The 25,599-nt window shown below is 40.5% G+C and carries 24 protein-coding genes; 6 read left to right on the plus strand and 18 right to left on the minus strand.

What is annotated here, in order from left to right; genetic code table 11:
• Nucleotides 1–16: 16 nt before the first annotated feature.
• Together B9A18_RS09515 and B9A18_RS09520 are read right to left on the minus strand one after the other, a co-directional pair.
• The gene (locus B9A18_RS09515) at nucleotides 17–580 is read right to left on the minus strand and encodes a hypothetical protein (protein ID WP_084289036.1); all 564 of its coding nucleotides are present in this window, start codon (nucleotides 578–580) and stop codon (nucleotides 17–19) included.
• A 19-nt stretch (nucleotides 581–599) separates the two neighbouring features.
• A complete protein-coding gene (locus B9A18_RS09520; RefSeq protein ID WP_084289037.1) occupies nucleotides 600–1,319 on the minus strand; it encodes a pyridoxine 5'-phosphate synthase in 720 nt (239 codons plus the stop codon).
• A gap of 24 nt (nucleotides 1,320–1,343) precedes the next feature.
• Between B9A18_RS09520 and B9A18_RS09525 the strand changes: the two genes are divergently transcribed.
• A complete protein-coding gene (locus B9A18_RS09525) occupies nucleotides 1,344–2,939 on the plus strand; it encodes a mechanosensitive ion channel family protein (RefSeq protein WP_084289038.1) in 1,596 nt (531 codons plus the stop codon).
• A gap of 71 nt (nucleotides 2,940–3,010) precedes the next feature.
• Here B9A18_RS09525 and ahcY read toward each other — a convergent pair whose 3' ends face one another.
• A complete protein-coding gene (gene ahcY / locus B9A18_RS09530; RefSeq protein WP_084289039.1) occupies nucleotides 3,011–4,327 on the minus strand; it encodes an adenosylhomocysteinase in 1,317 nt (438 codons plus the stop codon).
• Between the two features lie 231 nt (nucleotides 4,328–4,558).
• Here ahcY and B9A18_RS09535 point away from each other — a divergent pair, with 231 nt between their 5' ends.
• Nucleotides 4,559–4,969, plus strand: coding sequence for a BrxA/BrxB family bacilliredoxin (locus B9A18_RS09535; protein WP_084289040.1), 411 nt, complete (start codon nucleotides 4,559–4,561; stop codon nucleotides 4,967–4,969).
• A 249-nt stretch (nucleotides 4,970–5,218) separates the two neighbouring features.
• Here the strand turns inward: B9A18_RS09535 and B9A18_RS09540 are convergent, their stop codons facing one another.
• The 3 genes from B9A18_RS09540 to folP all read right to left on the minus strand — a co-directional run bounded on the left by B9A18_RS09540 (nucleotide 5,219) and on the right by folP (nucleotide 9,405).
• The gene (locus tag B9A18_RS09540) at nucleotides 5,219–7,582 is read right to left on the minus strand and encodes an ATP-binding protein (RefSeq protein WP_084289041.1); all 2,364 of its coding nucleotides are present in this window, start codon (nucleotides 7,580–7,582) and stop codon (nucleotides 5,219–5,221) included.
• Between the two features lie 102 nt (nucleotides 7,583–7,684).
• The gene (cdaA, locus tag B9A18_RS09545; RefSeq protein WP_084289042.1) at nucleotides 7,685–8,476 is read right to left on the minus strand and encodes a diadenylate cyclase CdaA; all 792 of its coding nucleotides are present in this window, start codon (nucleotides 8,474–8,476) and stop codon (nucleotides 7,685–7,687) included.
• 71 nt (nucleotides 8,477–8,547) lie between these two features.
• Nucleotides 8,548–9,405 (minus strand): dihydropteroate synthase, encoded by an 858-nt coding sequence (gene folP / locus B9A18_RS09550; RefSeq protein ID WP_084289043.1) that lies wholly within the window; start codon nucleotides 9,403–9,405, stop codon nucleotides 8,548–8,550.
• A gap of 70 nt (nucleotides 9,406–9,475) precedes the next feature.
• Here folP and B9A18_RS09555 point away from each other — a divergent pair, with 70 nt between their 5' ends.
• Genes B9A18_RS09555 through B9A18_RS09570 form a run of 4 tightly spaced genes read left to right on the plus strand, consistent with a single transcriptional unit; the run spans nucleotide 9,476 to nucleotide 12,741 of the window.
• Nucleotides 9,476–10,018 carry a DUF1599 domain-containing protein gene (locus B9A18_RS09555; protein ID WP_084289044.1) on the plus strand — a complete coding sequence of 181 codons (543 nt, stop codon included), beginning with the start codon at nucleotides 9,476–9,478 and terminating at the stop codon, nucleotides 10,016–10,018.
• Nucleotides 10,018–11,169, plus strand: coding sequence for a BT_3928 family protein (locus B9A18_RS09560; protein WP_084289045.1), 1,152 nt, complete (start codon nucleotides 10,018–10,020; stop codon nucleotides 11,167–11,169). Before B9A18_RS09555 ends, B9A18_RS09560 begins: the two co-directional genes overlap by 1 nt.
• 6 nt (nucleotides 11,170–11,175) lie before the next feature.
• Nucleotides 11,176–12,231: an ABC transporter permease gene (locus tag B9A18_RS09565; RefSeq protein WP_084289046.1), complete on the plus strand. Its 1,056-nt coding sequence runs from the start codon at nucleotides 11,176–11,178 to the stop codon at nucleotides 12,229–12,231.
• Nucleotides 12,232–12,234: 3 nt separating this feature from the next.
• Nucleotides 12,235–12,741, plus strand: coding sequence for a shikimate kinase (locus B9A18_RS09570; protein ID WP_200816337.1), 507 nt, complete (start codon nucleotides 12,235–12,237; stop codon nucleotides 12,739–12,741).
• A gap of 21 nt (nucleotides 12,742–12,762) precedes the next feature.
• On the opposite strand, the gene B9A18_RS09575 is transcribed toward B9A18_RS09570, so the two are convergent.
• The 12 genes from B9A18_RS09575 to B9A18_RS09630 all read right to left on the minus strand — a co-directional run bounded on the left by B9A18_RS09575 (nucleotide 12,763) and on the right by B9A18_RS09630 (nucleotide 25,595).
• Nucleotides 12,763–13,221 (minus strand): DoxX family protein, encoded by a 459-nt coding sequence (locus tag B9A18_RS09575; RefSeq protein WP_084289048.1) that lies wholly within the window; start codon nucleotides 13,219–13,221, stop codon nucleotides 12,763–12,765.
• 89 nt (nucleotides 13,222–13,310) lie between these two features.
• A complete protein-coding gene (gene truA, locus B9A18_RS09580) occupies nucleotides 13,311–14,120 on the minus strand; it encodes a tRNA pseudouridine(38-40) synthase TruA (RefSeq protein WP_084289049.1) in 810 nt (269 codons plus the stop codon).
• A gap of 16 nt (nucleotides 14,121–14,136) precedes the next feature.
• A complete protein-coding gene (locus B9A18_RS09585; RefSeq protein ID WP_084289050.1) occupies nucleotides 14,137–16,095 on the minus strand; it encodes a beta-N-acetylhexosaminidase in 1,959 nt (652 codons plus the stop codon).
• Nucleotides 16,096–16,148: 53 nt separating this feature from the next.
• Complete coding sequence (gene dacB / locus B9A18_RS09590) at nucleotides 16,149–17,561, minus strand: D-alanyl-D-alanine carboxypeptidase/D-alanyl-D-alanine endopeptidase (protein WP_084289051.1); 1,413 nt, start codon at nucleotides 17,559–17,561, stop codon at nucleotides 16,149–16,151.
• Between the two features lie 81 nt (nucleotides 17,562–17,642).
• On the minus strand, nucleotides 17,643–18,635 hold the full coding sequence (locus tag B9A18_RS09595; protein WP_084289052.1) for an aspartate-semialdehyde dehydrogenase: 993 nt from the start codon (nucleotides 18,633–18,635) through the stop codon (nucleotides 17,643–17,645).
• Nucleotides 18,636–18,788: 153 nt separating this feature from the next.
• A complete protein-coding gene (locus B9A18_RS09600; protein ID WP_084289122.1) occupies nucleotides 18,789–19,667 on the minus strand; it encodes a sugar phosphate isomerase/epimerase family protein in 879 nt (292 codons plus the stop codon).
• Between the two features lie 10 nt (nucleotides 19,668–19,677).
• Nucleotides 19,678–20,562 carry a hydroxypyruvate isomerase family protein gene (locus tag B9A18_RS09605; protein ID WP_317048230.1) on the minus strand — a complete coding sequence of 295 codons (885 nt, stop codon included), beginning with the start codon at nucleotides 20,560–20,562 and terminating at the stop codon, nucleotides 19,678–19,680.
• 3 nt (nucleotides 20,563–20,565) lie between these two features.
• Nucleotides 20,566–21,780: a nucleoside permease gene (locus B9A18_RS09610; RefSeq protein ID WP_084289054.1), complete on the minus strand. Its 1,215-nt coding sequence runs from the start codon at nucleotides 21,778–21,780 to the stop codon at nucleotides 20,566–20,568.
• Between the two features lie 34 nt (nucleotides 21,781–21,814).
• Nucleotides 21,815–22,507, minus strand: a complete 693-nt coding sequence (locus tag B9A18_RS09615; RefSeq protein WP_084289055.1) for a 3-keto-disaccharide hydrolase — start codon at nucleotides 22,505–22,507, stop codon at nucleotides 21,815–21,817.
• A 127-nt stretch (nucleotides 22,508–22,634) separates the two neighbouring features.
• Nucleotides 22,635–24,092: a Gfo/Idh/MocA family protein gene (locus tag B9A18_RS09620; RefSeq protein WP_084289056.1), complete on the minus strand. Its 1,458-nt coding sequence runs from the start codon at nucleotides 24,090–24,092 to the stop codon at nucleotides 22,635–22,637.
• A gap of 28 nt (nucleotides 24,093–24,120) precedes the next feature.
• Nucleotides 24,121–24,528: a c-type cytochrome gene (locus B9A18_RS09625; protein WP_084289057.1), complete on the minus strand. Its 408-nt coding sequence runs from the start codon at nucleotides 24,526–24,528 to the stop codon at nucleotides 24,121–24,123.
• A gap of 8 nt (nucleotides 24,529–24,536) precedes the next feature.
• Complete coding sequence (locus B9A18_RS09630) at nucleotides 24,537–25,595, minus strand: sugar phosphate isomerase/epimerase family protein (protein ID WP_084289058.1); 1,059 nt, start codon at nucleotides 25,593–25,595, stop codon at nucleotides 24,537–24,539.
• Nucleotides 25,596–25,599: the final 4 nt, after the last annotated feature.

Consider the following 25,599-nt stretch of genomic DNA (forward strand, 5'->3'; position numbering starts at 1 on the left):
TATAAGAATATATTGGCTACTCGCCCGTTACTGCCCAACCGGCTTCTTTATTGTATTTTAATTTATAGGTTTTGGTGATAAAATTGCTGCCTGTATTTTTATCCTTGTAGAAAACAGTAAAAGCATTTTTTACCTTTTTTAGCATGATGGTTACCTTTGCTGTTTTGTTTCCTGCCTTATCCAGGGTGGCAGGCTTGTCCTCGTCAAGGGTATATTCCATTACTTTTAGTGTAGCTTTATTCTGTTGCTGCTTCAATACATAGGGTTTTGATTTATCGGTAAGCGTGACGTTATAAACATAAACACTATCCTTCGACAGGAATTTCTTCTTTTGTTTCTGTAGCTGCATTTCTACATACCCCTTGTTCATGAGGTCTTTAAATTTTGAGAGCGCTTCTTTATCCGCGCTGCTTTTAAATTTAATTTCTCCAAGCTCTATCTTTTCTGTCTCATATAAAGGGTTCGATTTTAAATAGTTTGCAACCAGATCTGAGGCTGTCGACTGCTCTAAAACCGCGTTGTTGCCACAGCCTGTTATAAAAATAAGGAACAAAAAGTATAATGGGATATGGACTTTCATGGCAGGACCTTTTAGCTGTTTAATGTTTTAACTGTTGTAAATACATCTGTATAGTATTTTCCAAACCTAAATATAAGGCATCGCTAATTAAAGCATGTCCAATACTAACCTCCAGAAGTCCAGGTATGCTTTGTGCAAAATATTTCAGATTATGGAGGTCAAGGTCATGGCCTGCGTTTATACCTAGCCCTAATTCATTTGCTTTGTGGGCTGCAGCAACATATGGCAGAACGGCTTTTTCCCTATTGTCATAGTAGTTATGGGCATAAACCTCCGTATATAATTCAATTCTATCCGTACCTGTCAGTGCAGCAGCTTCAATCATTTCGACCACCGGATCTACAAAAATAGAAACCCTGATACCTGCCGATTTAAATAAGGCGACCATTTCTTTTAGATATGAAGCATGTTTTATAGTATCCCAGCCGTGATTGGAAGTTAGCTGGCCATCTGCATCCGGTACTAAAGTAACCTGTGCAGGTTTATTCGCTAAAACCAGTTCTACAAATTTCTCTTCCCTGCAATTCCCTTCGATATTAAATTCTGTAGCAATTACCGCCTTTAAATCATAAACATCCTGGTAACGGATATGCCTTTCATCGGGACGCGGATGTACGGTTATTCCTTCAGCACCAAAGCGTTCACAATCTAAAGCTACTTTAACAAGGTCAGGATTATTACCGCCACGGCTATTGCGAAGCGTAGCTATTTTATTGATATTTACAGATAGATGTGCCATGCACAAATATAAAAGAAATAACCTATGTCGATACGATCTCTATTTGTTTTTATAGTTCTGAACACTATTTGCAGCTTTACTTATGCCCAGACTGAAACAAGTTTTTTTAAAGGGTATCCCGTTGTTGCTCACTCCGATACATTGTTTTTTGTTAAAAATAAACTGGGTTCTTTATCTGCTGCTGAAAGGGCTGAAAGAACCTCGGCCAAAGTTGAAGCACTGGCCGAAGACCTGCTATTTGTACCTGATTCCTTGATCACAGAACGTGATTCGAGCCTGATCGCAATCGCCTATAAAGGAAATGTGCTATTGAGCTTGTCGCAGGCAGATGCAGATTCCGTAAAGATGGACCGGGAAGTGATGGCCAAAGCTTATCAGGAAATTATTCTGAATAACATTGATAAGTATAAAAAGGAGACTGATTTAACGAAACTGTTACAACGTGGAGCCCTTGGCGTTTTGATCATTGCTATATTGGGGATGTGCATATTTTTTCTGAATAAATATTCAAACCGTTTTAATGCCTGGCTTCGGGTTAAGCTACATGAAAAGATCTCAGGGTTTAAAATCAAAAATTACGAGCTGATTAACCGTAAAAATGAAATGCTTCTGATTCGCAAAGTGCTTAACCTGGTTAAAGTATTTGTGATATTTATTCTTGTTTATCTGACGCTGCCTATTGTGTTTCGTCTTTTTCCATGGACAAAACCATGGAGTGATAGTTTGATCGGTTTTGTGCTTAACCCACTAAAAAACATATTTAGTGCGATCATCGCCTTTGTACCTGATTTGATTACAATAACCGTCATTGTGTTTGTATTTCATTATATTAAAAAGGCAATCAAATTCCTGGCAGATGAAATTGAAGGAGGAAGGTTAAAAATTAACGGTTTTTATCCCGATTGGGCAAAGCCTACCTATAATATTGTCAAACTGGTATTGAATGCTTTTATGCTGGTGGTCATATGGCCATTTATACCTGGCTCAGATTCAGGAATATTTAAAGGGGTTTCTGTGTTTTTGGGGTTGCTCATCTCTTTTGGCTCTTCATCTGCAATTAGTAATGGTGTGGCGGGAATGGTGATCACTTATATGCGTCCTTTTAAAATAGGAGATATTGTGAAGATTGGCGATACAACAGGAGCTGTTCAGGAGAAGTCGTTGTTGGTAACACGGGTGCTAACCTTTAAAAATGAGGTAATCACGATTCCTAATAGCGCTATACTAAGCGGCAATACAGTGAATTATAGCAGTATGGCAAATCAGAATGAGTTGATCATTCATACCACGGTTACATTGGGGTACGATCTCCCATGGAATCAGATTCATGAGCTATTAATCGGAGCTGCCTTGGCTTCTGAAGGAGTAATTAAAGAGAAGCAACCTTTTGTGTTGCAAACTGGATTGGAAGACTGGTATGTTTCTTACCAGTTAAATGCTTATATCAACAATCCTAAAAGGATGCCCGCTATTTATTCGGAGGTTCATAAGAATATTCATATAGCTTTTGATGCAGCAGGGGTGGAGATTATGTCGCCACATTACCAGGCCATCAGAGATGGAAATGCAAGTACAGTGCCGGGTGCTTCTGTTATTACTAAAGAGGGAGCATCGCTTTAATTACGGTTAAAGTTCCTGATAAAAAAAGAGGCCCGCATTTGCGGGCCTCTTTTAAGTTATTATGGTAGCTATTAGTATCTGTAAGCTTCAGGTTTAAACGGACCTTCAACAGGAACACCAATGTAATCAGCCTGGTGCTGATCTAAAACATCAAGTTCTACACCGATTTTAGCTAAGTGTAAACGTGCTACTTTTTCATCTAAATATTTAGGAAGAACATATACTTTGTTCTCATATTTATCTGTGTTAGTCCACAATTCTAATTGAGCTAATGTTTGGTTGGTGAAAGAGTTAGACATTACAAAACTAGGGTGACCAGTTGCGCAACCTAAGTTTACCAAACGACCTTCAGCTAATAAGATGATGTCTTTTCCATCGATAGTATATTTATCAACCTGAGGTTTGATTTCTATTTTAGTATCGCCATAGTTTTTGTTTAACCAGGCAACATCGATTTCGTTATCGAAGTGACCAATGTTACAAACGATAGCTTTATCTTTCATTGATTTGAAGTGCTCAGCACGAACGATATCACAGTTACCTGTAGTCGTTACAATGATGTCAGCCTCTTTAACAGCAGTAGCAAATTTCTTTACTTCATACCCTTCCATTGCAGCTTGTAATGCACAGATCGGATCAATTTCAGAAACGATTACACGTACACCTTGTGAACTTAAAGATTCAGCAGAACCTTTACCCACATCACCGTAACCGGCAACAACAGCAACTTTACCAGCCATCATTACATCGGTAGCGCGACGGATCGCATCAACCAACGACTCGCGGCAGCCGTATTTATTATCGAATTTAGATTTAGTTACTGAATCGTTTACGTTGATTGCAGGTAAGTGCAATGTGCCATTTTTCATGCGCTCATATAAACGGTGTACACCTGTAGTAGTCTCTTCAGATAAACCTTTAATTGCTGGAATTAGCTCAGGGAATTTATCGAATACCATGTTCGTCAAATCACCACCATCATCTAAGATCATGTTTAGTGGCTGACGCTCAGGGCCGAAATGTAAAGTTTGCTCAATACACCAGTCAAAGCTCTCTTCATCTAAACCTTTCCAGGCATATACCTGGATACCAGCAGCAGCAATAGCAGCAGCAGCATGATCTTGTGTTGAGAAGATGTTACATGATGACCAGGTAACTTCTGCACCAAGTTCTACTAAAGTTTCAATTAAAACCGCAGTCTGGATAGTCATGTGTAAGCATCCTGCAATGCGGGCACCTTTTAAAGGTTTTGATGGTCCGAATTCTTCGCGCAATGACATTAATCCAGGCATTTCTGCCTCTGCCAGTCCGATTTCTTTGCGGCCCCATTCTGCCAGTGAAATGTCCTTAACTTTGTAAGGAACGTAAGTTGTCTCTACTGATGACATATTTTTTTATTTAAATGAGCTGCAAATTTACACCATTCCTGTATCAATAACAAAAAAGCATTCCGATAATGTATGATGTTGACATTGAGGCTATACTTCCAGGTTGGAATTGACATATAAAGGGTTTGGCCAAAGTAATTTAAAGGTAAAAACTAATATGGCCTTTAGGTATTGTTTTGATACTAAAGCGGGTTGCTGTACATTTGCATATAGATTTTTAAAATAGAAAACATGTATCCAGAATATTTAGTTGAGCCAATGCGTGCAGAACTTACTAAAGTAGGTTTTGAAGAGTTAAAAACTGCTGAGGAAGTTGATAACGCCATCAGCGGTGAAGGTACCGTATTTGTAGTAGTGAACTCTGTATGTGGTTGTGCGGCTGCAAATGCACGCCCTGCTGCAAGATTAGCTGCAGCTAATGAAAAACACCCTGATAAATTGGTGACAGTTTTTGCAGGTATGGAAAAAGAAGCGGTTGACAGAGCAAGAGGTTATATGATGCCTTTCCCGCCATCATCACCAGCTATGGCTTTATTTAAAGATGGTAAATTGGTTCACATGATTGAGCGTCACCAGATTGAAGGTCGTCCGGCACAAATGATTGCTGATAGCCTGATTGGTGCATTTGATCAGTACTGCTAGTTAACTGAAAAAGATTGGTAAAGGGGCGTCTGAAAAGATTGCCCCTTTTTCTTTGAGCCTGGTTTTGTGTCGGCGTCTGTTGTTCCACTGAATTTTTCCAATTCTTCAGGCTCCATACATAAAAGCCTCTGATCTTTTGAATTGAGAATTATCTCTTTTGTGAATAGCAAAATTAGGTTCTTCGATGAGGCTTTGCGTTCTTTCGGCCCTTCTTCAGGGACGAATTAATGCCGACTCAGAGAAGAATCCTTATTTTGCCGAAATATGATGTAAAACCTTAGTATACAATTCATCCGGTAAAAAAGGCTTGATCACAATGTCATTGATGCCAGCCTGTTTTACTCTCCCCGCTATTTCTTCAGGCAGGTTAGCAGTAAGCGCGATAATAGGTGTAGTGACGCCGTTTTTCCGCATCTGAGCGCTAGCTTTATAGCCGTCCATAACCGGCATATGTAAATCCATTAATATCAGCCGATGAATACTTACATCTAATTTATCCAGCGCCTCCAGTCCATTTAGTGCAACATCTATCGTTGCACCCCAGCGTTCAAGATAGCGTTGGGCTACAAGTACATTCATCAGGTTGTCTTCTACCAGCAAAATGTGAACCCCGGTAAGTAATTGCTCGCTTTCATGTGGCTTTTGATCCAGTATGTTATGCTCCAGCGTTTTATTGCTTTTTTCAAAGGTTTGTATAAAATAAAAAATAGACCCTTTGCCCTCAGCGCTGATTAGGTTTAATGAGGAGTTTTGTAGTTCTAATATTCGTTTACAGATGGAAAGGCCTAAGCCCGTTCCTCCGAAACCCCTGGACGTAGAAGAGTCGGCCTGGGTAAACCTTTCAAAAATCACCTTTTGCTTCTCTTTCGAGATTCCGATACCTGTATCTTTCACTTCGATATTCAGTGTAGTCGTAGTGTCTGTATGTGAAATAACCGTTACACCTACCTGTACGGAGCCGTTGTTGGTAAATTTAATGGCATTGTGCACCAGGTTGGTGATTACCTGAGAGAGACGGGTCGGATCACCCAAAAGTTTGTTATTTATTGATTTGTCTATATTGAGTGTTAAGTCAATCCCCTTATCATGCGCTGCACTCTGTAATCCCGAAACAATATTTCCAACGATAGAGGCTACGTCCATCTCGATGTGTTCAAAAGAAACTTTGCCGGCTTCGATTTTATTAAGGTCGAGAATATCATTTACAATAGATAAAAGGTTATTGGCCGAAAAAAGCATAACATCTAACTGCTCTTTCTGGTCATCTCTTGGGTCGTTTTTTAACAACAGGTGACTCATCCCGATGACAGCATTAAGCGGAGTCCTGATTTCATGACTCATGGTGCTCAGAAACTCGCTTTTCGCTTTTAAGCCTTCTTCTGCCTCGATCCTTGCTTTTTTAAGTTGAAAAGAAACCCTGTGTGAAAGTATGAGTGACTGCAGGAAGAAAAAACTGATGTAAAATATAAAACTAAAAAGCTGATAAGGTGGAATAAGTGCCCAATAGTGCAATAATGATATGGCAAAAACAGGCATCAGTGCAAAGCAACTCAACAAGGTGTAAATGGCTCCCGGTCTTTTTCTGATAAAAGCCAATGTGTAAACATAAGGCACATAAACAAGGCAAAAGAGCATTACTGCCAGAAAAGGATTCATTAATTTCGTGAAATATATTGGTGCCAGGCACAGGGTTGCCAATGTAAAACCAAAGCAAAGTATGCAAATTGCCGCTATAACCCCCTTCTTGACTTCAGTGGGGTAGAGGTAGCGTGTATATAGTGCAAACATCCCGATTGCCAAGAATAGACTGATATACTCCAGGCGAACTGTGAAATACCAATTTGTATCAGGCCAGATTGTATGCAGTACATAGTTGTCTATCCCCATGATTCTGTAGCTGTAAATAAGAGAGAAGAGGGCAAATAATAAAACCGCTTTATCTCTGTTTCCCATCAGATAGAGACCCAGAAAAAATAAGCCACCCATAATCAGACAGCCGGTTAATAATAAGTCAATGGCTTCTGCCTGCTTTCTCGCTAAGGCGATTGTTTCTTTATTTGCGATCCATAATGGCTTTTTTACACCCGCCTTGCTGTGGGTAAAATTGGCTACCTGTAATAATAAATGGAGGGTATCGGTATGATGAGGTATGTCTATTGCTTTGTATTCCCAATGGGGGATGAAATCTTTTGCGGTAGTGCTAACCTGTCCATTGGATGAGACCTGCCGCCCATTAATAAACAGCCGGTAAGCACTGTAAACATCAGGCATTGCTATCCTTAACAAGTTCTTCGTTTTGGGAAGTAAAATCGTTAGCTTGTAAGTAGCGTAGCCTTGTGCCGGGTAACTTTTTCCATTTATTTTGTCAGTCCACCTATAAGGAAAGTTAACAAGTGTGCCTGGTCCAGAAGCCGGGGTGTCGGGGCTTACGAGTTGGTTCCAATAGAAAATCCATTCGCCGTTAAGTGCAATTTTTTCAACTAAGGATTGTCCGCGAAGATCTATCACGCCATTTTTTGCAGCGGGAATTGAGCTGTTGGCATTAACAGGATTATAAATTGTTAAACAACAAAGTATAAATGAAATGTAGTATAAATATTTTTTTATCTTCATTAAGCACTATTAAAACAGTTAATTAACTGCTTGAAATCAATTAATTAACGATTTTAATTTTTGCGCTAATATATGCTAAATCAGAAGTTAATAATAATGAAATTAAAAATCCTTATTAAGTAGCTTTTCCAGCTCCCCAAAGGAAACATTCATCCTAACCCTTCCTTGTTTAGCATAGGCGATTTCTCCGGTTTCTTCGGATATGATAACCGCAACAGCATCAGTGGTTTCAGATACGCCAATGCCAGCCCGGTGACGTAACCCAAATTGAGGAGGTAGCTTGTCATTGTCTGTCAATGGTAGAATACAGCTCGCACTTTTTATTTTGTTTTCGGCAATCACAACAGCGCCATCGTGTAGCGGACTGTATTTTTGAAAAATACTTTCCAGAAGACGTTTTGAAATTTTGGAATCGATAACCTCGCAGCTGTTGGCAAAAAGCTGGTCGTCGTAAAATTTAACAAATACAATAAGTGCACCTGTCCTCGACTTTTTCATGCTTTTGCAGGCATCAATTATCGGCTTTATCCTGATCAGGTTGTTCTGTTCAATATTCTTACTCCCAAATAGATAACCCCACCAAGCCTTGTTTTGCTGTAAAAAAGTGTTTTTACCAATTAATAATAGGAAACGCCTGATCTCCGGTTGAAAGATTACAATCAACGCAATAATCCCCACGCTCATGAACTGGTTGAGTATGCTCGACAATAAATTCATGTTCAAAGCATCAACTATCCAATGTATAACCAGTATAATGACCATCCCCAGTAAAAGATTTACGGCCAGGGTATTTTTGATGAGGTTGTAGATGTAATAGATGATTAGGGCGACAAGGATGATATCTACCGCATCTGTAATCGTTAATTTTAAGAAATCGAATTCTATTGTTTTCACCTTCGTTTAGTTATTGTAATTGTGAAGCTTGAAAAAACTTTACAATTGCCAAGTTAGGGATTTTAACCATATTATTGTTGCTGTGTCTTGCCAACTAAAGCGATACATTCTGCAGCGGCTTTCACATCGTGAACGCGTAAGATGTTAGCGCCTTTTAATAAGGCAATAGTGTTTAATGCGGTGGTGCCATTTAATGCATCTTCAGGGCCGCCGCCTAAAAATTTATAAATCATAGATTTTCTGGAAACCCCGACAAGAACAGGTAATTCAAAAATATTGAAGTCTTCCATGTGCCGCAATACCTCATAATTCTGGTCCAGTGTTTTCGCAAAGCCAAAGCCCGGGTCAAGAATGATATCTTTCACACCCATCTTTTGTAGGGTTGTTACTTTATCAGAGAAGTAATTTGCCATTTCCAGCATGATATGTTGATATGTAGTGTGTTGCTGCATGGTTTGTGGTGTTCCCTTCATGTGCATCATGATATATGGAACGTTTAAATCGGCCACGGTTTGAAACATCGCCTCGTCCATATCTCCAGCGGATATATCGTTGATCAAATGAGCGCCGGCTTCAATTGCTCCACGTGCAACTTTAGCCCGAAAAGTATCTATAGAAAGTAAAGCTTCTGGAAATGCTTCGCTGATGGCCTCAACTGCCGTAACCATCCTGTCTGTTTCCTCCTGTTCACTAACATCTTTGGCTCCAGGCCTGGATGAATAAGCCCCGATATCAATAAAACGGCCGCCCTCATTTAAAATCTTTTCCGCACGTTGCAAAGCCTGTTCAATTGTGCTGGTGCGGCTATTGCTGTAAAACGAATCGTTAGTAAGGTTTAAGATTCCCATTACGCAGGGACTGCTTAAATCAACCAGCTTACCATTCAGGTTTAGTGTGGTCTTTCGGTTTAAAAATGTATCTTTAGCCATTGTTTTGATACAAACTTAGATAAAAAAGGTATGGTATTAAAACCGGTTTGAACTTATTATTTTAATTGTTTTGGCAACAAATACATCTCAGGAATTCGACGCTGTAATAGCGGTTTGCAAATCGCTATTTTTAAAGAAAACAAAAGACTACGGAACAGCATGGCGGATATTAAGGCCGGCATCTATTACCGATCAGATTTTTATTAAAGCCCAGCGCATCCGCACACTAGAAGAAAAAAAGGTCTCTAAAGTAGGCGAAGACATCAATTCTGAATACATCGGTATCATTAATTATTGTGTAATTGCCATGATGCAGCTCGAGCTAAATGAGCAGGATCCGTTAGAAATGGAATTGGCAACTGTGCAGGCTCGTTATGAGGAAAAGGTGCAGGAGACCAAAGAACTGATGTTCAATAAAAACCATGATTACGGTGAGGCATGGCGCGATATGCGTATCAGTTCCTTAACCGACTTGATCCTGATGAAAATCCTGCGGGTAAAACAGATAGAGGACAATGAAGGACAAACCCTGGCTTCGGAAGGTGTGAATGCCAATTACCAGGATATGTTAAATTATTCTGTTTTTGCATTGATTAAATTGGGCGTTCAGTAATGAAGAAGATTGCATTAAATTTTTCGAGGATATTTGTTGGTGTCCTTTTTATATTTTCAGGATTAATTAAAGCCAACGATCCACTTGGCTTTGGTTATAAACTACAGGAATATTTTGAAGTATTCCATATGCCATTTTTAAGTGGCATGGCTACCGGAATTGCCATATTACTCTGTGTATTTGAAATTGTATTGGGTGCATTATTGCTGTTCGGCTTCTGGAGCAAAAAGGTTACAGGCGGTTTACTTGCTGTGATTATCTTCTTTACTTTCCTAACCTTTGTTTCTGCCGCTTTTAAAGTGGTTACTTCCTGCGGGTGCTTTGGCGACGCTATCCCTTTAACGCCATGGCAATCTTTCTCTAAAGACCTGGTTTTATTGGTGCTGATTGTTTACCTGTTTATTCATCACGACCTGATTAAGCCTGTTACACAAAACCCAAAAGTACAGCAAGGACTATTTGCTTTTGTAACCCTGGCTTCTACCTTATTTGGTATTTTTACCTATTGCACGTTGCCTGTCTTGGATTTCCTACCTTATAAAGTAGGCGCAAACCTGCCGGAATTGATGAAGATCCCTGAAGGAGAAAAGGGTGATGAGTACGCCATCATGTACAAAATGCAAAACAAGAAGACGGGGGAGAAGAAGACAATGAGCGATAAGGATTACCTGAAAACAGAAATCTGGAAGGATGATAGCTGGGAAATTGTTGGTGATCCGGATAAGGTATTGGTGAAGAAAGGTTACGAACCTAAAATCAAGGACTTGCTTATTGCTGATGCTTCAGGTACTGATTACACAAAAGAACTGATAGAAAACCCTTATTATAACCTGATTATTGTAGCTTATAACCTGAAAGATGTAAACGAGAAGGCTATTGCTGAGCTGAATGCATTGGCCCTGAACGCAGCACAACAGTTTAACATCAGAACGGTATTGCTTACTTCGAACTCTGCCAGTGATGCAGATTTATTTAGCAAGCGCATGAAGTTGTTTGCAGAGGTTTTTTACGGCGATGCTGTACCTTTAAAGAGCATGGTCAGATCAAACCCAGGTGTGTTGTTACTTAAAAACGGGGTAGTGGTTAACAAATGGCATTACAACACGGTGCCATCTTTTGATAAATTGGCCGATCAATATTTTAGCAAATAAATAAATATGCTGCAATACGCCATCAAAAAGATCTTATATGGATGTGCTGTTATGGCAGGCGTAATTGTAGTGGTGTTTGTTTTGTTCAACATCCTTCCGGGAGATCCGGCAAGGATGACAATGGGACAGCGTGCTGATGTATCCTCTCTTGAGGCAGTACGTAAAGAGTTTGGACTGGACAGATCTAAACCTGTCCAGTTTTTTTTATATCTGAATGATCTTTCTCCTCTTGGTCTTCATGAAAATACAACTGTAACCAAAGAAAAGTATCAATATGTAAAACTGATCAGCTTTGGTGATGAAGTGCTGGCACTTAAATGGCCGTATTTAAGGCGCTCTTATCAAACCAAAAGGGATGTAACCACCATTTTGTCGGAAACCGTTCCCAATACCTTTATTCTAGCCTCAACGGCCATGATATTCGCTACGCTAATCGGTGTATTCCTTGGCGTGTTGTCTGCAGTGCATAAGGATACCTGGATTGATAAGGTGGCGAATTCTTTTGCTATCCTGGGTATTTCAGCACCTTCATTTTTTGCAGGAATTATTATCGCCTGGCTTTTTGGCTTTGTGTTAAGTGATTATACCGGGCTCAACATGTCGGGTAGCTTGTATAGTTACGATCCTTTTAAAGGTGAAATTATGACCTGGAAAAACCTATGGCTCCCAATGGTCACACTGGGGTTAAGGCCGCTCGCAATTATTGTGCAACTCACCAGAAGTGCCATGTTGGATGTGCTGGCACAGGATTATATCCGCACAGCACGTGCAAAAGGATTGAGTCGCAATGCGATCATTTATAAACATGCATTAAAAAATGCACTGAACCCTGTTATTACAGCCATATCGGGATGGTTTGCTTCCTTACTGGCAGGTTCTTTTTTTGTAGAGTATATATTTGGTTATAACGGATTAGGCCGTGCAACGGTAAATGCTTTAGAGATGTCGGACTTCCCGGTAGTGATGGGATCGATTCTTTTTATTGCATTTGTATTCGTAATAATTAATATTTTGGTAGACGTATTATATGCCTTTGTTGATCCAAGGGTAAAACTGGTATAAATAATGAAGATATTTTTAATAGGTTTTATGGGCTGTGGTAAAAGCACAATGGGGAAGAAGCTCGCTGTAAAACTGGGCTACGATTTTATTGATCTTGATCATCAGATTGAGAAAAACCTTGGGACAACTATTACTGCTTATTTTGCTGAAAATGGAGAGGAAGCTTTCAGGAAGCTGGAAAGTGAAACTTTAAAAAACTTTGATTATCCTTCGAATGCTATTATAGCAACAGGAGGAGGTGCTCCTTGTTTTTTCGATAACATGGACTGGATGAATGCTAACGGGCTGTCGATATATATTGAAATGTCTGCTGCTGCATTGGCTAAGCGTCTGGAAAGCGGTAAAGAAAAAAGACCCTTGCTTAAGGATCTTAGTGAAGCCGAAATGGTCCGGTTTATTGAGGATAAATTAACCGAGCGCGAAAGGTTTTACAAACGCGCCGGTGTAACTGTTAATGGAATTAGCCTCAGCGCCGATGCGATGAGGGCTATGATATTAAGCCGGCAATAAATATTGACATGCCCTATGTTCTTATGGTCTGTACATATTAGGCCTTTTCTTCATGGCATGATCCACGGAGTATGGCCCTGAGCCCACAATCCAAAATAGTATCAGTAACAGCAATACAATGATGGATAGCCATAACTCATTGTTCAGGGGTGAAAATCCGCGCGACAGGTTGACAAAGAATACAGCACATACCAGTATCGGAATCTGAAGTACCGCCGCAAAGCGGGTAAGCAGTCCAATGGCTATAAAAAGGCCACCTACCAGATGCACAAAGCCAACAATATGTAATGCGAAGCTCGACATGAATCCCGCGAAACCAAAAGTGTTGTTTTGCAAAACCAATTCTTGAAGTGCGGCCGTATTGCTTACAATAGCAATACCTTTGCTAAAGATCAGTACGCCCAATACAATACGGATAACGTCCAGCCATTTGGCATGATGAACGTCGCCCCAATGTTCAATTTTTTGAATAACTGTCATACAGAATGCCTTCTTTTTAGTGAAGTCCTCTATTAAAGTTAACAAAAACTAGCGAGAGAAACAATAGTAAGATATTAACAATAAGAGGTTTATAAACGTTGCCAGGATAGGTCGGCCTGGATCTGTAAAATAGAAGAGAACTGTTGCCTCGGCGGCAGATTCAAATATGGATAAGTAACCTTAGATAAATAAAGCCCCTCAGGGTGCGCAGGAGTGATCAATTCCGGCGTTTTATTATTGATCAGGTAACTTTCAAATTCCTCGACACTCAATACGCCTTTGCCGATTTTTAACAACTGTCCCATAATGATCCTGATCATTTTACTCAGGAAACGATTGGAAGAAATCTGGAAACGAAGGTGGTCGCCATTTTCGTCAACCGATAGACTGGCCGATTTGACATAACACAGCGTATGTTCGTATTTATCCGGACTGGTGCAAAAGGCCCTGTAGTCTTTATAATTTGGCAATATGGCTGCCGCTTGTTTCATCTTGTCGAAATCCAGCTTGTCGAGCAAATAAAACGAGCTCAGGCCATTTAAAAATGGATTCTTGTAAGTATGGATGAAATAGTCATACGACCGCTGCACTGCATCAAAACGGGCGTGCTGCATCCCTTCCATTGGGATAATGTCAAAAATGGCAATGTTGGCCGGCAATACCTTGTTCATCCTGAATATCAGGTCGAAATCCCAAGGCTGCTCCACATCCATGTGAAAGAAAAACTGACTCGCATGTACGCGGGCATCTGTACGGCCACAGCCATTAATAAAAATAGGTGTTTTTAATACCTGGGTAAGCGCCTGTTCTAAAACACCCTGGACGTTCATTACCCCCGGCTGCTTTTGCCAGCCATTGTATTTTAATCCGTTATAACCTATATGAACAAAATATCTCACATTCTTCCTGTTAGTACTATTTTCTTCCTGCTCTTTTGTTCAATTCCTCAATCGGCATATTCATCATCCTGCCAACTGGCGTCTTTCCTCTGTAGGTAATCACCTTTAACATAGTTGCATCCTTTGGAGGTGTAAGTTTCTCTGTATATTTCGGGTAAAAACTATCCGGGAAAGAGTTGTCGAAACTGTAATAGATATCCAATCCAGCTACTTCAGTACTCAAATCGATCAATAGCTGCTTATCAGCTGATCTGCTTACTTTAAATATAGGATCGTAAACACTTGGTGCATATTTAGTCTCCGCAACATCCAGTCGCTTAAAATGCTGCTCAACCCTGTTAAAAAAGTTGGGCCAGTTTTTTTTCTCCTTTGGCGACCAAACGGATTCTGCAATGGCCATTCCCCTTGGCCAGGTCATGTACTCAGCCTGACGGATGTTGTATACCTGTTCTGTCCATAAGTTAGCCTGGCCTCCTTTGATGTATTTAGGGTCAACATCCGCCGGAACCGGCTCAAATTCGTAAGCTTTACTTAAACGAAGCGAAGCATATACCCTTGGTTCCGTTATTGCATCGGCCTGCATATAATCCAGGTAAGCATAAGTGCTAGGGCTCATTACTACCTCATGGCCCTTTTTAGCGGCCTCAATGCCATATTTCATCCCACGCCAGCTCATTACTGCTGCGCTCGGTGATAAGCCACCATCAAGAATCTCATCCCAGCCTATAAATTTCTTTCCTTTTGACGCTACAATCTTTTGTACTCGTTTTTCAAAATAACCCTGTACCTGGTGCATATCTTTTAGCCCTTCCTTTTGCATTAATGCTTTGATGGCTTCATTTTTCTCCCAGAAATTGAAAGGAGCTTCATCGCCACCCATATGAATGTATTCGAATGGGAAAAGCGCAGCAACCTGAGTAATCACCGTATCCAGAAAAGAGTAGACTTTTTCATTCGCAGGACAAAGCGTATTGTCTACCAAAGCCGTAGGAGGGGCTCCCCTCGACCAGTCCATAATGCGTTCACCAGAGCGGACGTGGTAGTTTTCGGCACCTGGAGTACATGACAGTTCAGGGTAAGAACTGATTGTGGCAAGGCTATGCCCCGGTACGTCAATCTCGGGCATAATGTTCACAAATCTGTCCTTTGCATATTGTACCAGTTCTTTAATGTCTTCCTGTGTGTAAAAACCGCCGTAGTTGCGAGGCTCATCTGCAGTAGGAGGAATGAAATTTCCAAATTCGCCTACTTTCTTTACACTCCATGCACCTATCTCTGTTAATTTCGGTAAGCCTTTAATCTCTATTCTCCAGCCTTCATCATCCGTTAGGTGTAAATGAAGCAGGTTGTATTTATAGCGTACCATGGCGTTGATGTATTGTTTTACTTCTTCTTTTGTGAAGAAATGGCGCGCAACATCGAACATTAATCCTCTCCAGCCTAAGCGGGGGTAATCGGTTACCTCAACACATGGAGCTTTCCATGTTATACCATCAACAGCCTCCTTGCTTTCAATAGCAGCAGGGAATAATTGAAGTAGACTCTGGATACCGTAAAATAATCCTGCAGGTTGATTCGCTTTTATGGTGATGTGATGTGGAGTAACTGTTAACTGGTAACCTTCTGCTCCGATGGTATGGTTTGCTTTTTCATTCAGCGAAAGACTAATTGTTGCTGATTTATTATTTACTACGGATACATACCTACCGGTAGGTACCGAAATTCTTTCTTGTAAAAAAGCCAGGAGTTGCTTGGTCTCGGGCATTGCCGGACATTGTATGGTTACATTTTCCGGTAATATAAAATGGCCTTGGTTTTTAACAATCGCTACAGGTTCCGGTATAATGGCTATTTCAGTAGGAGTGTTTAACGGGGTTACGGCCTCGATAGCAGTTGTGTTTTTTAAAACAGAGGTCTGACCAAAAGCAGCACCACTCAGAAGGGAAAAACACAATACAGAAAGGATATTCTTCATTTAACAGATGTTTATCGGATTATAAATTCGGGGAAACGGACGCAATTTACCAATTACTTTAAAGCATTCAATACGGTAAATAGTTTGTTGTTAATCCCTGAACCCGAATAGTTGTTGATATTAATAACGATGATGTATTTATTGCCGGCTGTACTGGTATGGTAGCCTGCAAAAGCGGAGACACTATTTATGGTGCCGCTTTTTATTTTCATGCCATTATATTCGGGAAAACTTTTGTAGTAATCGCCAAACCAGCTTTCTTTTTGAGCCTGAAATAAAACATTGGCAATAGCCATAGAAGTGACCCTGTTGGAAGGGGATAAGCCACTTCCATCAATGATATTCATAGCATTTTTATCAATGCCTTTATCTGCCCAGAAGTTAATAACGGTTTCGGCTCCTTTATTCGTATTAGCTACTTTTCCTGATTTTATGGCGATTGTTTTCAATAGGTTTTCGCCATATAGATTAATACTCTTTTTTAAAAACCAATAGGAGATCTCAGCCAGCGTTGGGGAAGTTATAGTGCTGATTTTTTGCGTAATAGCTGCAATTGGTTGATTATTTAAAGCCATGATCCGTGTAGTTGTTGCAGGCTGGGTAGCGATGATGCCTACTTGTTTTAAGGTATCCTGTAAGCGGTATGCACAATCATACGCCGGATCGGGGAGCGACCCAGAAATAGCTGATTTATTAATTCCAATTCCCCAGGTTCCTCTTAAATAGCCGGTAGTGCCATAAGGTGCTAAGAAAAGATAAGCATTGTCGCCCGTGCCCGATGCACCTGTTTTAAGCTCATTGACAATTTTTAAGTAAGACGTTTCGGGAACTGTTTTTAATATTCTTACCTCATCATCCGCTTTGGCTCCCGGTTTTAAATGGATATCAAACTGATTCTCACGCCAGGATAAGCCAGATGTGCCCGCACCATAGTAATTTCCCAAATCTTGCCAGATCCAACCCTCAGGCGTGGTTTGTGTGCCAAAAATTCGGTCATCACCAACAATGGCTCCTTCAATTTTTTTAATGCCGGCCTTTTTTACTGCTGCGGCCCATTCGCTAAGCACCACATTTTCTTTATTCAGATAACGATCAGAACCTAAGGTTGGATCACCGCCCCCTATAATTACCAGATCTCCTTTCAAAATTCCGTCTGCCGTAATATTACCGGTATAGGCCAATGTCGTTTGAAATTGAAAATCACTACCCAGCATGCTAAATGCTGTTGCAGCAGTAATGACTTTTAATGTTGATGCTGTAGCCAAACCAACCTGTTCATTATGTGTAAAAAGTGGTTTGCCTGTATTGGCGTCTAAAACGCAAAGTGAGGTAATGGCATATTTGGTTTGAGGGTCTGCTTGAAAAGCGCGATAAGCCTTTTCCAGTTTCTGTATTGGCGTTTGTGCAATTGAAAAACTGATGATGAACATCAGGAAGAAAAAAGGCAATAATGATCTTTTAGGCATATGCTTTAAAATTAAAACGGCCGTCATCCTGAACTGATGTCAGAATGATGGCCGTAGTGTTATTAGATTGCTTGGAATAAATTATACCAATTGTTTTTTTACAAGGTATTCGGCAATCTGAACAGCATTTGTTGCAGCACCTTTACGTAGGTTATCTGCCACGATCCACATGTTCAATGTATTTGGTAATGACTCATCACGTCTGATTCTACCAACAAATACCTCATCTTTTTCATGCGCATCTTTAGGCATAGGGTATTTAAGGTTTGCCGGATCATCAACTAAAATGATACCTTCAGTGTTTGCTAAAAGGTTTTTCACTTCAGTTACGTCAAAATCGTTTTCAAACTCAATGTTTACTGATTCAGAGTGACCACCCATTACCGGGATACGTACTGTAGTAGCCGTAACCTTAATGTTGTTGTCGCCCATAATCTTCTGAGTTTCCAATATCATTTTCATCTCCTCTTTAGTGTATCCGTTATCCTGGAAAACATCAATCTGAGGGATTACGTTTAAATCGATAGGGTAAGCATAAGCCATAGGACCATCAGTAATACCTTTACGCTCATTCATCAACTGCTCAACAGCCTTTACACCTGTTCCGGTTACCGACTGGTAAGTTGAAACTACTACACGTTTGATTTTATACTTATCATGAAGTGGTTTTAAAGCCACTACCATCTGGATAGTAGAACAGTTCGGATTGGCAATGATTTTATCATCAGCTGATAATTCACTTGCATTTACCTCAGGTACTACCAGCTTTTTCGACGGATCCATGCGCCATGCAGATGAATTGTCGATCACTGTAGTGCCAACTTCAGCGAAACGAGGAGCTTCGGCCAAAGAAGTGCTACCACCTGCAGAAAACAACGCAATATCAGGTCTCATCGAAATCGCAGTATCCATGCTTACAACAGCGTACTTCTTACCCTTGAATGTGATTTCCTTACCAACACTCTTCTCAGAGGCTACAGGGATCAATTCAGTTAACGGGAAGTTACGCTCTTCTAATACTTTTAACATTACGGTGCCTACCAGACCGGTGGCTCCAACTACTGCAATTTTCATCTTTTAATTTGTTGTTTTACTTGTATTTAATTATTTATCAATTGTATTTATGGTGAAATAATAAGTTCCCAAATATGGGTATTTTTTCAATCATAAAAAAGGGGAGTGGCTTTTCACGACCACTCCCCAATATCTTGTTAAGAATATTTCTTATTAGATCAGTTCACGGTTTACATAATCGAAGCTTTGCTTAATGCTTACAAAAGGATCCTTTGAAAAGTTCTCCTGCTCAACAATTAAGTGTTCAAGCCCGGCCTGCTTGGCATGTTTATAAATGTTCTTGAAATCAATAGTTCCCGCACCCACTTCAGTATTGATACCGTGGTTGGCTTTATCCATATCCTTTACATGCCACATCACAAAACGTCCCGGATATTTATTAAACAGGGCAACAGGATCATTTCCTGAACGCACTACCCAATACAGATCCATTTCAAATCTGAGCAGATTTTTGTCGGCCTCATTTAATAAAATTTCATAGCCTGTAGTACCGCCATCAAACTGTTGGAATTCAAAAGCGTGGTTATGATAAGCTAATGTTAATCCTGATTGTTTAACCAACTCAGCAGCTTCATTTAAGCGCTGTGCAACTTTTTTGTAATCATCAAGTGTTTTTCTGATTGGCTCACCTAAATAAGCAATGGTGAAATAATGATTATCAATAGCCGCTGCACCTTCAATTAAAGGTTTTAAAAGTTCTTTGTTACCCGTTGTTACGAAATCATCAAAACCAAAATGACTGCTTGGTGATGTTAAACCATTTGACTTGAGTAAACTTTTAAAGGATTTCGCGTCCAAACCCCAGAAACCACCGGCTTTTGAATAGCCATAGGTTTCGACCTCTTTGTAGCCTGCTTTGGCTACTTTTTCTATTACCCCTTTTACATCATGAGGGATCTGTTCCCTTAATGTGTATAGTTGGATACCTACATTTTTTCCTTTTCCAGCAGCGCTGCAGGCAAAGGATGGTAATAAAATCGTACCTGCCGCTGCAAGGCTCGCTTGTTTGATAAAAGTTCTTCTTGAGTTCATATGATTTGTATTAAACATCGCAAATATTTACGGCATCTCGTAATGATTTCAATTTATCTGCATATTTAGGCATAAATTCCTGTGCTACAAAACCTTTAAATCCGGTAGCAATAATAGCTTTCATAATAGCAGGGTAGTTCAGTTCCTGTGTCTCGTCAATCTCATTCCGTCCCGGTACTCCGGCAGTATGGTAATGAGAAATGTACTGGTGATAGGTTTTAATATTGCTGATTACATTCCCCTCATCAATTTGCATGTGATAAATGTCGTATAAAAGTTTGAAGTTTTCAGAACCTAGTCTTTTAGCTAGTTCAGCTCCCCAGGCAGTATGGTCACATTGATAATCTTTATGATCTACTTTGCTATTCAGAAGCTCCATTACCAATACTACCCCATGCTTTTTAGCTAATGGAAGCACTTGTTTTAAGCCCTCAACACAGTTTGTTAGCCCTGTTTCATCATCTTTACCACGTCTGTTGCCACTAAAGCAAATCAGTTGAGTATAACCTGCCTCAGCAACTTTAGGGATCATCTCCGAATAGTTCTTAATCAGTGTAGCATGAAACTTTGGATCATTCCATCCATCCACTAAATTAATTTCAGCACCATTACATAAAGAAGAATGCAGTCCGTGTTTTTTTAAAATTGGCCAGTCCTTAGGACCAACAAGATCAATGGCTTTGATGCCTATTTTTTTTGCCTCAATACACAGGTCATCTAACTCCATTTTTCCAAAACACCATCTGCATACTGAGTGGTTTATGTTTCCTTTTAACATAGTCGTTGTAGGTGCTTCGAAAGCAAAAGCAGGTATTGCTGCCGAAACGCCTAAAGCGGCGGTTCCGGCAACGATGTTTTTAAGTGCAGTTCTTCTGCTTAATTCTGACTTCATCATCAATTATTTAACAGTTTCGCTGGCTGGTTTATTGCTGTCTTTAAAGAAGATTAAAAACAATACCATAACTACAGTCGCAATAGCCGCAGGGATAACCCATATGCCATGCCAGTCGTGGCCGCCATCAATTACATATTTATCAACCACCATTCCCGAAATGATAGAGCCAAATAGCATACCTACGCCATAAGTAGCTAAGGTGATAAAACCTTGAGCTGCACTTTTAAAGCGTTCGCCTGCCAGTCTGTCCGTATAAATTTGACCTGTAACAAAGAAGAAATCGTAGCAAATACCGTGTAATACAATTCCGCCAATTAACATCCAGTAGTTAGCTTCGGCATTACCAAAGGCAAAGAATAAATAACGTACTACCCAGGCAAACATTCCGATGGCCAGCATTTTTTTAACCCCTAAGCGAACGAAAAATAAAGGCATCAATAACATGAATAAGGTTTCAGAAACCTGACCCAAGGACTGCACTCCGGCTGCTGATTTCATCCCAACTTCATTGAGGAAGGGGTTGGTGAAATTATAATAGAAAGCCAATGGTATGCAAATCGCTACTGATGCAAGGAAAAACATTAAGTACGATTTGTTCTTTAACAATCCAATCGCATCTAACCCGATGATATCTCCGAAAGAAGTTTTTTCTCCTTTTTTAACCGGAGGTGTATGTGGCAATATAAAACTAAAAAGTCCTAATATGATGGAAGCCACTGATGCCATTTTAAAGGTCATCACCAGACTGCCTTCCTGCTCCCAGTTTAACCAGCCTATCGCCAATCCGGCAATAATCCAACCAATCGTACCAAATACTCTGATGGAAGGGAATTCTTTGCCCGGATCTTTCATTTGTTTGAACGAAATGGAATTAACCAGGGCGAGGGTAGGCATGTAGGCGATCATATACCCTAGTATAAATGGAAAGAAACTCTCAAAGTTTAACGATGTTGAGGCAAACCATAATAATATACCGCCGGCAAGGTGTAAAAAGCCCAGAATTTTCTGTGCTGCAAAAAAGCGATCGGCAATTAAACCGATAATAAACGGAGCTATAATGGCTCCCAATGATTGTGTACTGTAAGCTGATCCGATTTGTACGCCGTCTGATAATAGATTTTTACCCAGGTAAGTTCCCATGGTAACAAACCATGAGCCCCAGATAAAAAATTCCAGGAACATCATCGTTGATAATTTGATGCGGTTGTTTAAATTCATATTTGGTTGATTGTTTCTTTATATCTGTTGGTTATTATAGCTTCTTAATCATGATGTTACGGTACCAAACTTCATTTCCATGATCCTGAAGTGCTATTTTTCCCGATTTAAAGGTACCCCAATCGGCCCAGTTTGCAAATTTACTTCCTGCAACAAGGCTTTTCCACTCTTCATTCCATAGAGTAGTAGATACCACTTTTACACCGTTCAGGTAATGCTCCAGTTTGCCATCTTTGCAGATAATCTCTGCAGTGTTCCATTCGCCTACAGGTTTTACAGGCTCAGAACTGCTTTTAATGATGTCATACAGATCTGCAGCACGGTGTTTAGTGATTTTTCCATCATTGTGACCTTCGTTATCTAATACCTGCATCTCCAAACCGGTACTATAGGTTTGACTGTACTTAGCCGGTTCTTCTTTTACGTAATAAATGATTCCACTGTTACCTTTAGGCGCGATTTTCCAGTCAATTTTTAAATGGAAATTGCTGTACTCATTGTCGGTTACCAAATCACCGCCTCCATTTTTATCACCTTTAGGGTTAAAGTGGAGGGCTCCATCTTGTACTATCCATTTCGATCCTGCAGTAGTTTTACCGTAAGTATGCCAGCCTTTGGTGGTTTTACCATCAAATATTTTAGTAAAGCCTTTCTTGCTCGATTGCGCATTTGCAACACCGCCGGTCATCACTGCGGCTAATATGATTACTGAAATATATTGCTTCATGTTTTTTATGATTAAGGATTAAGGAGCAAGGATTAAAGACCCGGGTGTCTAATTTTCGTCCGTATTTTGTCTTTTATCCTTGTTTCCTAATCCATGCTGTTTGTTCCTTTATTTTGTTTCTCTAATTCTATACCCCAAGCGACCAGCCCTTGCGGTACTCGCGTTTTACAAATTGATTTACATCATCAAAATTGGTAATCCTCATATTGGCATTGTCCCAAAGTAATTTGATGTTTCTGCCTGGATATTTGATCTTACCTTCAGCATTTTTACGCTGAATATCTGTGCCTCTAATGGCCAGGTTTGCCATCAATAAAGATTCTGTAAGCGGACCTGCGATTGAGAATGGTGAGCTTAGTTCTTTTTTACCATAGCCTTCAATACAAGCTTCAACCCATTGGGTGTAGTGGCCATCAGCGCCACCAGTTACACGAGCAAATTTTTGTGCTACTTTAATGTTTTCATTCTTGCTCAAAGGAAGTAAACGTGGATTTGCACCGTAAGTGCTGGCCATCATTTTGCCTTTAGTTCCAACAAACAAAGTACCATTGCCACCGTCACCAAATGTATCATTAGCACCTAATTCTTCAGGTCTTTCAGGCTGTATACCACCATCCATCCAATGAACTGTAATGTCGCCCTTAGTTTTATTCGTTTTAGGGAATTTTAAAGTTACATGGCTTGAAGGTGGGCAACTCTCGGGGAAATACCCTCTTTTAAACTCATCTACATACACAGAACCAACGCTGGCCTGAACCTCAGTAGCATACTTTAGATTTAAGACACTGAAAGGAGCTTCTAACAGGTGACAACCCATATCTCCCAATGCACCGGTTCCGTAATCCCACCAACCGCGCCAGTTAAACGGGACAAGCTTGTTCACAAAATCTTTGTAAGGAGCAGTACCTAACCATAAGTCCCAGTCAAGATCAGGAGGTATCGGAGCTTTGTTGGCCGACCATGGAATACCTTGCGGCCATACCGGTCTGTCGGTCCATGCATAAACAGTATGTACATCACCAATTAACCCGGCATCATACCATTCTTTCATTATTCGTGGGCCATCATTTGAAGCTCCCTGGTTACCCATTTGTGTTACCACCTTATACTTGTCTGCAGCTGCAGTTAAAGCACGGGCTTCATAAATGTCATGGGTTAATGGCTTCTGCACATATACATGCTTGCCTAATTGCATCGCTGCAATGGCTTGTATAGCGTGACTATGATCAGGTGTAGAAATAGAAACTGCATCAAAGTTTTTAGCTTCTTTATCAAACATTTCACGGTAATCCCTGTAATATTTTGCTTTAGGGAATGCTTTTACACTATTAGCAGCTCTGCTGTCGTGCACGTCGCAAAGGAACCCGATATCAGCCTTGCCGCTTTTGTAAAAGCTTGCGATATCCGATTGGCCCTTACCACCGGCACCTATACCGGCAATAATTAGCCTGTCACTAGGCGCTAAAAATCCTCTTCCGCCCAAAACATGGCGAGGAACTATCATAAACGCAGAAGCTGCAATGGCAGTCGTCTTTAGAAAATTACGTCTCGACGTAGCATCCTGCTCTTTTTTTGGTTCTTTCATTTGGTTGGTTTTGGTTTGTGTGTACAGGTTATTTCTTGAGACCTAAAATATAGGTCACCATCTGCTTTGCATCATCTTTACTTAAAGATGCATGCGGCGTCATTGGTATTTCACCCCAAACTCCTTTTCCACCTTCAATGACCTTACTTGCCAGATGATTTACATTTTCGTCATTTAATGGATATTTGGCCGCAATGTCTACATATGCAGGACCAATCACTTTCTGTACCTTGTTGTGGCAACCGATACAGTCGGATTTTGCAATTAATTTTTCTCCTTCTGTTTTTGCAGCCGGAGCTGGGGTCTCAGTTTTAGCAGGGGCATCTGCAGTAGATTCTGTTGTAGTAGTTGTTGCAGATGAAGCGCGGTCTTCAGGACTTGAACATGAGGCCATCGCCAATACGAAGCAGCCAAGGATAAATAGTGTGTGTTTCATTATAATTTTTATTGATTTAGACCTAGAATCTTATTGTTGAAATCGTCATTTCCACCCGAAGCGGCGAAATCATCAAAAGCTCTGTCTGTTACTTTAATAATATTTTTTGTGATAAATTCAGCGCCCTCTTTGGCACCAACCTGAGCGTCTTTTATGCAGCATTCCCATTCCATTACTGCCCATCCGGTATAATCATATTGTGCCAGTTTACTGAATATGGTTTTGAAGTCTACCTGACCGTCGCCCGGAGAACGATATCTTCCGGCACGGTTTGCCCAGCTTTGGTAACCGCCAAAAGTACCCTGCTTACCGGTTGCATTAAACTCCGAATCCTTAACATGAAATGCTTTAATCCGCTCATGATAAAAATCGATATACTGGATGTAATCCAGTTGCTGCAATACAAAATGTGATGGATCGTACAGCAGGCAGGCACGGGGATGGTTGTTTACCTTTTCCAGGAACATCTCGTAGGTGATGCCATCAAATAAATCTTCTCCCGGATGGATTTCATAACAAACATCTACCCCGCAGGTATCAAATTCGTTCAGGATCGGCATCCATCTTTTTGCTAATTCGGTAAAACCAGCATCAACCAGCCCTTCAGGGCGTTGTGGCCATGGATGGAACATATGCCATAACAAAGAACCGCTAAAAGTAGCGTGGGCATTTAAACCCAGGTTTTGTGAGGCCTTTGCTGCATATTTCAGTTGCTGTACAGCCCATTCTGTCCTTGCCTTTGGGTTGTTTTTATAAGCATCCGGTGCAAAAGCATCAAATGCAAGATCGTATGCCGGGTTTACAGCGACCAGCTGGCCCTGTAAATGCGTAGATAGTTCAGTGATTTCTAATCCGTAAGACTGAACTTTTCCTTTCAGCTCATCTGCATAGGTTTTACTTTCTGCAGCTTTCTGCAAATCGATGAAGCGTGCATCCAGAGTAGGAATTTGTATTCCTTTAAACCCAAGGCCGGCAGCCCATTCGCAAATTGCATCTAAAGAGTTAAACGGTGCTTCGTCTCCAATAAATTGGGCTAAAAAAACTCCTGGTCCTTTAATCGTTGTCATGATG

The organism is Pedobacter nyackensis, assembly GCF_900176505.1.
Classification (GTDB): Bacteria; Bacteroidota; Bacteroidia; order Sphingobacteriales; family Sphingobacteriaceae; genus Pedobacter; species Pedobacter nyackensis.

What these genes read in the sequence shown, in the direction of transcription:
- folP (WP_084289043.1), bottom strand. Translation starts at nt 9,405, where the DNA reads ATGGCTAAAGATACATTTTTAAACCGAAAGACCACACTAAACCTGAAT.
- B9A18_RS09610 (WP_084289054.1), bottom strand. Translation starts at nt 21,780, where the DNA reads ATGAATTTAAACAACCGCATCAAATTATCAACGATGATGTTCCTGGAA.
- B9A18_RS09625 (WP_084289057.1), bottom strand. Translation starts at nt 24,528, where the DNA reads ATGAAACACACACTATTTATCCTTGGCTGCTTCGTATTGGCGATGGCC.
- B9A18_RS09515 (WP_084289036.1), bottom strand. Translation starts at nt 580, where the DNA reads ATGAAAGTCCATATCCCATTATACTTTTTGTTCCTTATTTTTATAACA.
- B9A18_RS09585 (WP_084289050.1), bottom strand. Translation starts at nt 16,095, where the DNA reads ATGAAGAATATCCTTTCTGTATTGTGTTTTTCCCTTCTGAGTGGTGCT.
- B9A18_RS09520 (WP_084289037.1), bottom strand. Translation starts at nt 1,319, where the DNA reads ATGGCACATCTATCTGTAAATATCAATAAAATAGCTACGCTTCGCAAT.
- B9A18_RS09630 (WP_084289058.1), bottom strand. Translation starts at nt 25,595, where the DNA reads ATGACAACGATTAAAGGACCAGGAGTTTTTTTAGCCCAATTTATTGGA.
- B9A18_RS09600 (WP_084289122.1), bottom strand. Translation starts at nt 19,667, where the DNA reads ATGAACTCAAGAAGAACTTTTATCAAACAAGCGAGCCTTGCAGCGGCA.
- B9A18_RS09525 (WP_084289038.1), top strand. Translation starts at nt 1,344, where the DNA reads ATGTCGATACGATCTCTATTTGTTTTTATAGTTCTGAACACTATTTGC.
- B9A18_RS09615 (WP_084289055.1), bottom strand. Translation starts at nt 22,507, where the DNA reads ATGAAGCAATATATTTCAGTAATCATATTAGCCGCAGTGATGACCGGC.
- B9A18_RS09535 (WP_084289040.1), top strand. Translation starts at nt 4,559, where the DNA reads ATGTATCCAGAATATTTAGTTGAGCCAATGCGTGCAGAACTTACTAAA.
- B9A18_RS09620 (WP_084289056.1), bottom strand. Translation starts at nt 24,092, where the DNA reads ATGAAAGAACCAAAAAAAGAGCAGGATGCTACGTCGAGACGTAATTTT.
- B9A18_RS09565 (WP_084289046.1), top strand. Translation starts at nt 11,176, where the DNA reads ATGCTGCAATACGCCATCAAAAAGATCTTATATGGATGTGCTGTTATG.
- B9A18_RS09570 (WP_200816337.1), top strand. Translation starts at nt 12,235, where the DNA reads ATGAAGATATTTTTAATAGGTTTTATGGGCTGTGGTAAAAGCACAATG.
- B9A18_RS09540 (WP_084289041.1), bottom strand. Translation starts at nt 7,582, where the DNA reads ATGAAGATAAAAAAATATTTATACTACATTTCATTTATACTTTGTTGT.
- ahcY (WP_084289039.1), bottom strand. Translation starts at nt 4,327, where the DNA reads ATGTCATCAGTAGAGACAACTTACGTTCCTTACAAAGTTAAGGACATT.
- dacB (WP_084289051.1), bottom strand. Translation starts at nt 17,561, where the DNA reads ATGCCTAAAAGATCATTATTGCCTTTTTTCTTCCTGATGTTCATCATC.
- B9A18_RS09575 (WP_084289048.1), bottom strand. Translation starts at nt 13,221, where the DNA reads ATGACAGTTATTCAAAAAATTGAACATTGGGGCGACGTTCATCATGCC.
- B9A18_RS09605 (WP_317048230.1), bottom strand. Translation starts at nt 20,562, where the DNA reads ATGATGAAGTCAGAATTAAGCAGAAGAACTGCACTTAAAAACATCGTT.
- B9A18_RS09595 (WP_084289052.1), bottom strand. Translation starts at nt 18,635, where the DNA reads ATGAAAATTGCAGTAGTTGGAGCCACCGGTCTGGTAGGCACCGTAATG.
- B9A18_RS09560 (WP_084289045.1), top strand. Translation starts at nt 10,018, where the DNA reads ATGAAGAAGATTGCATTAAATTTTTCGAGGATATTTGTTGGTGTCCTT.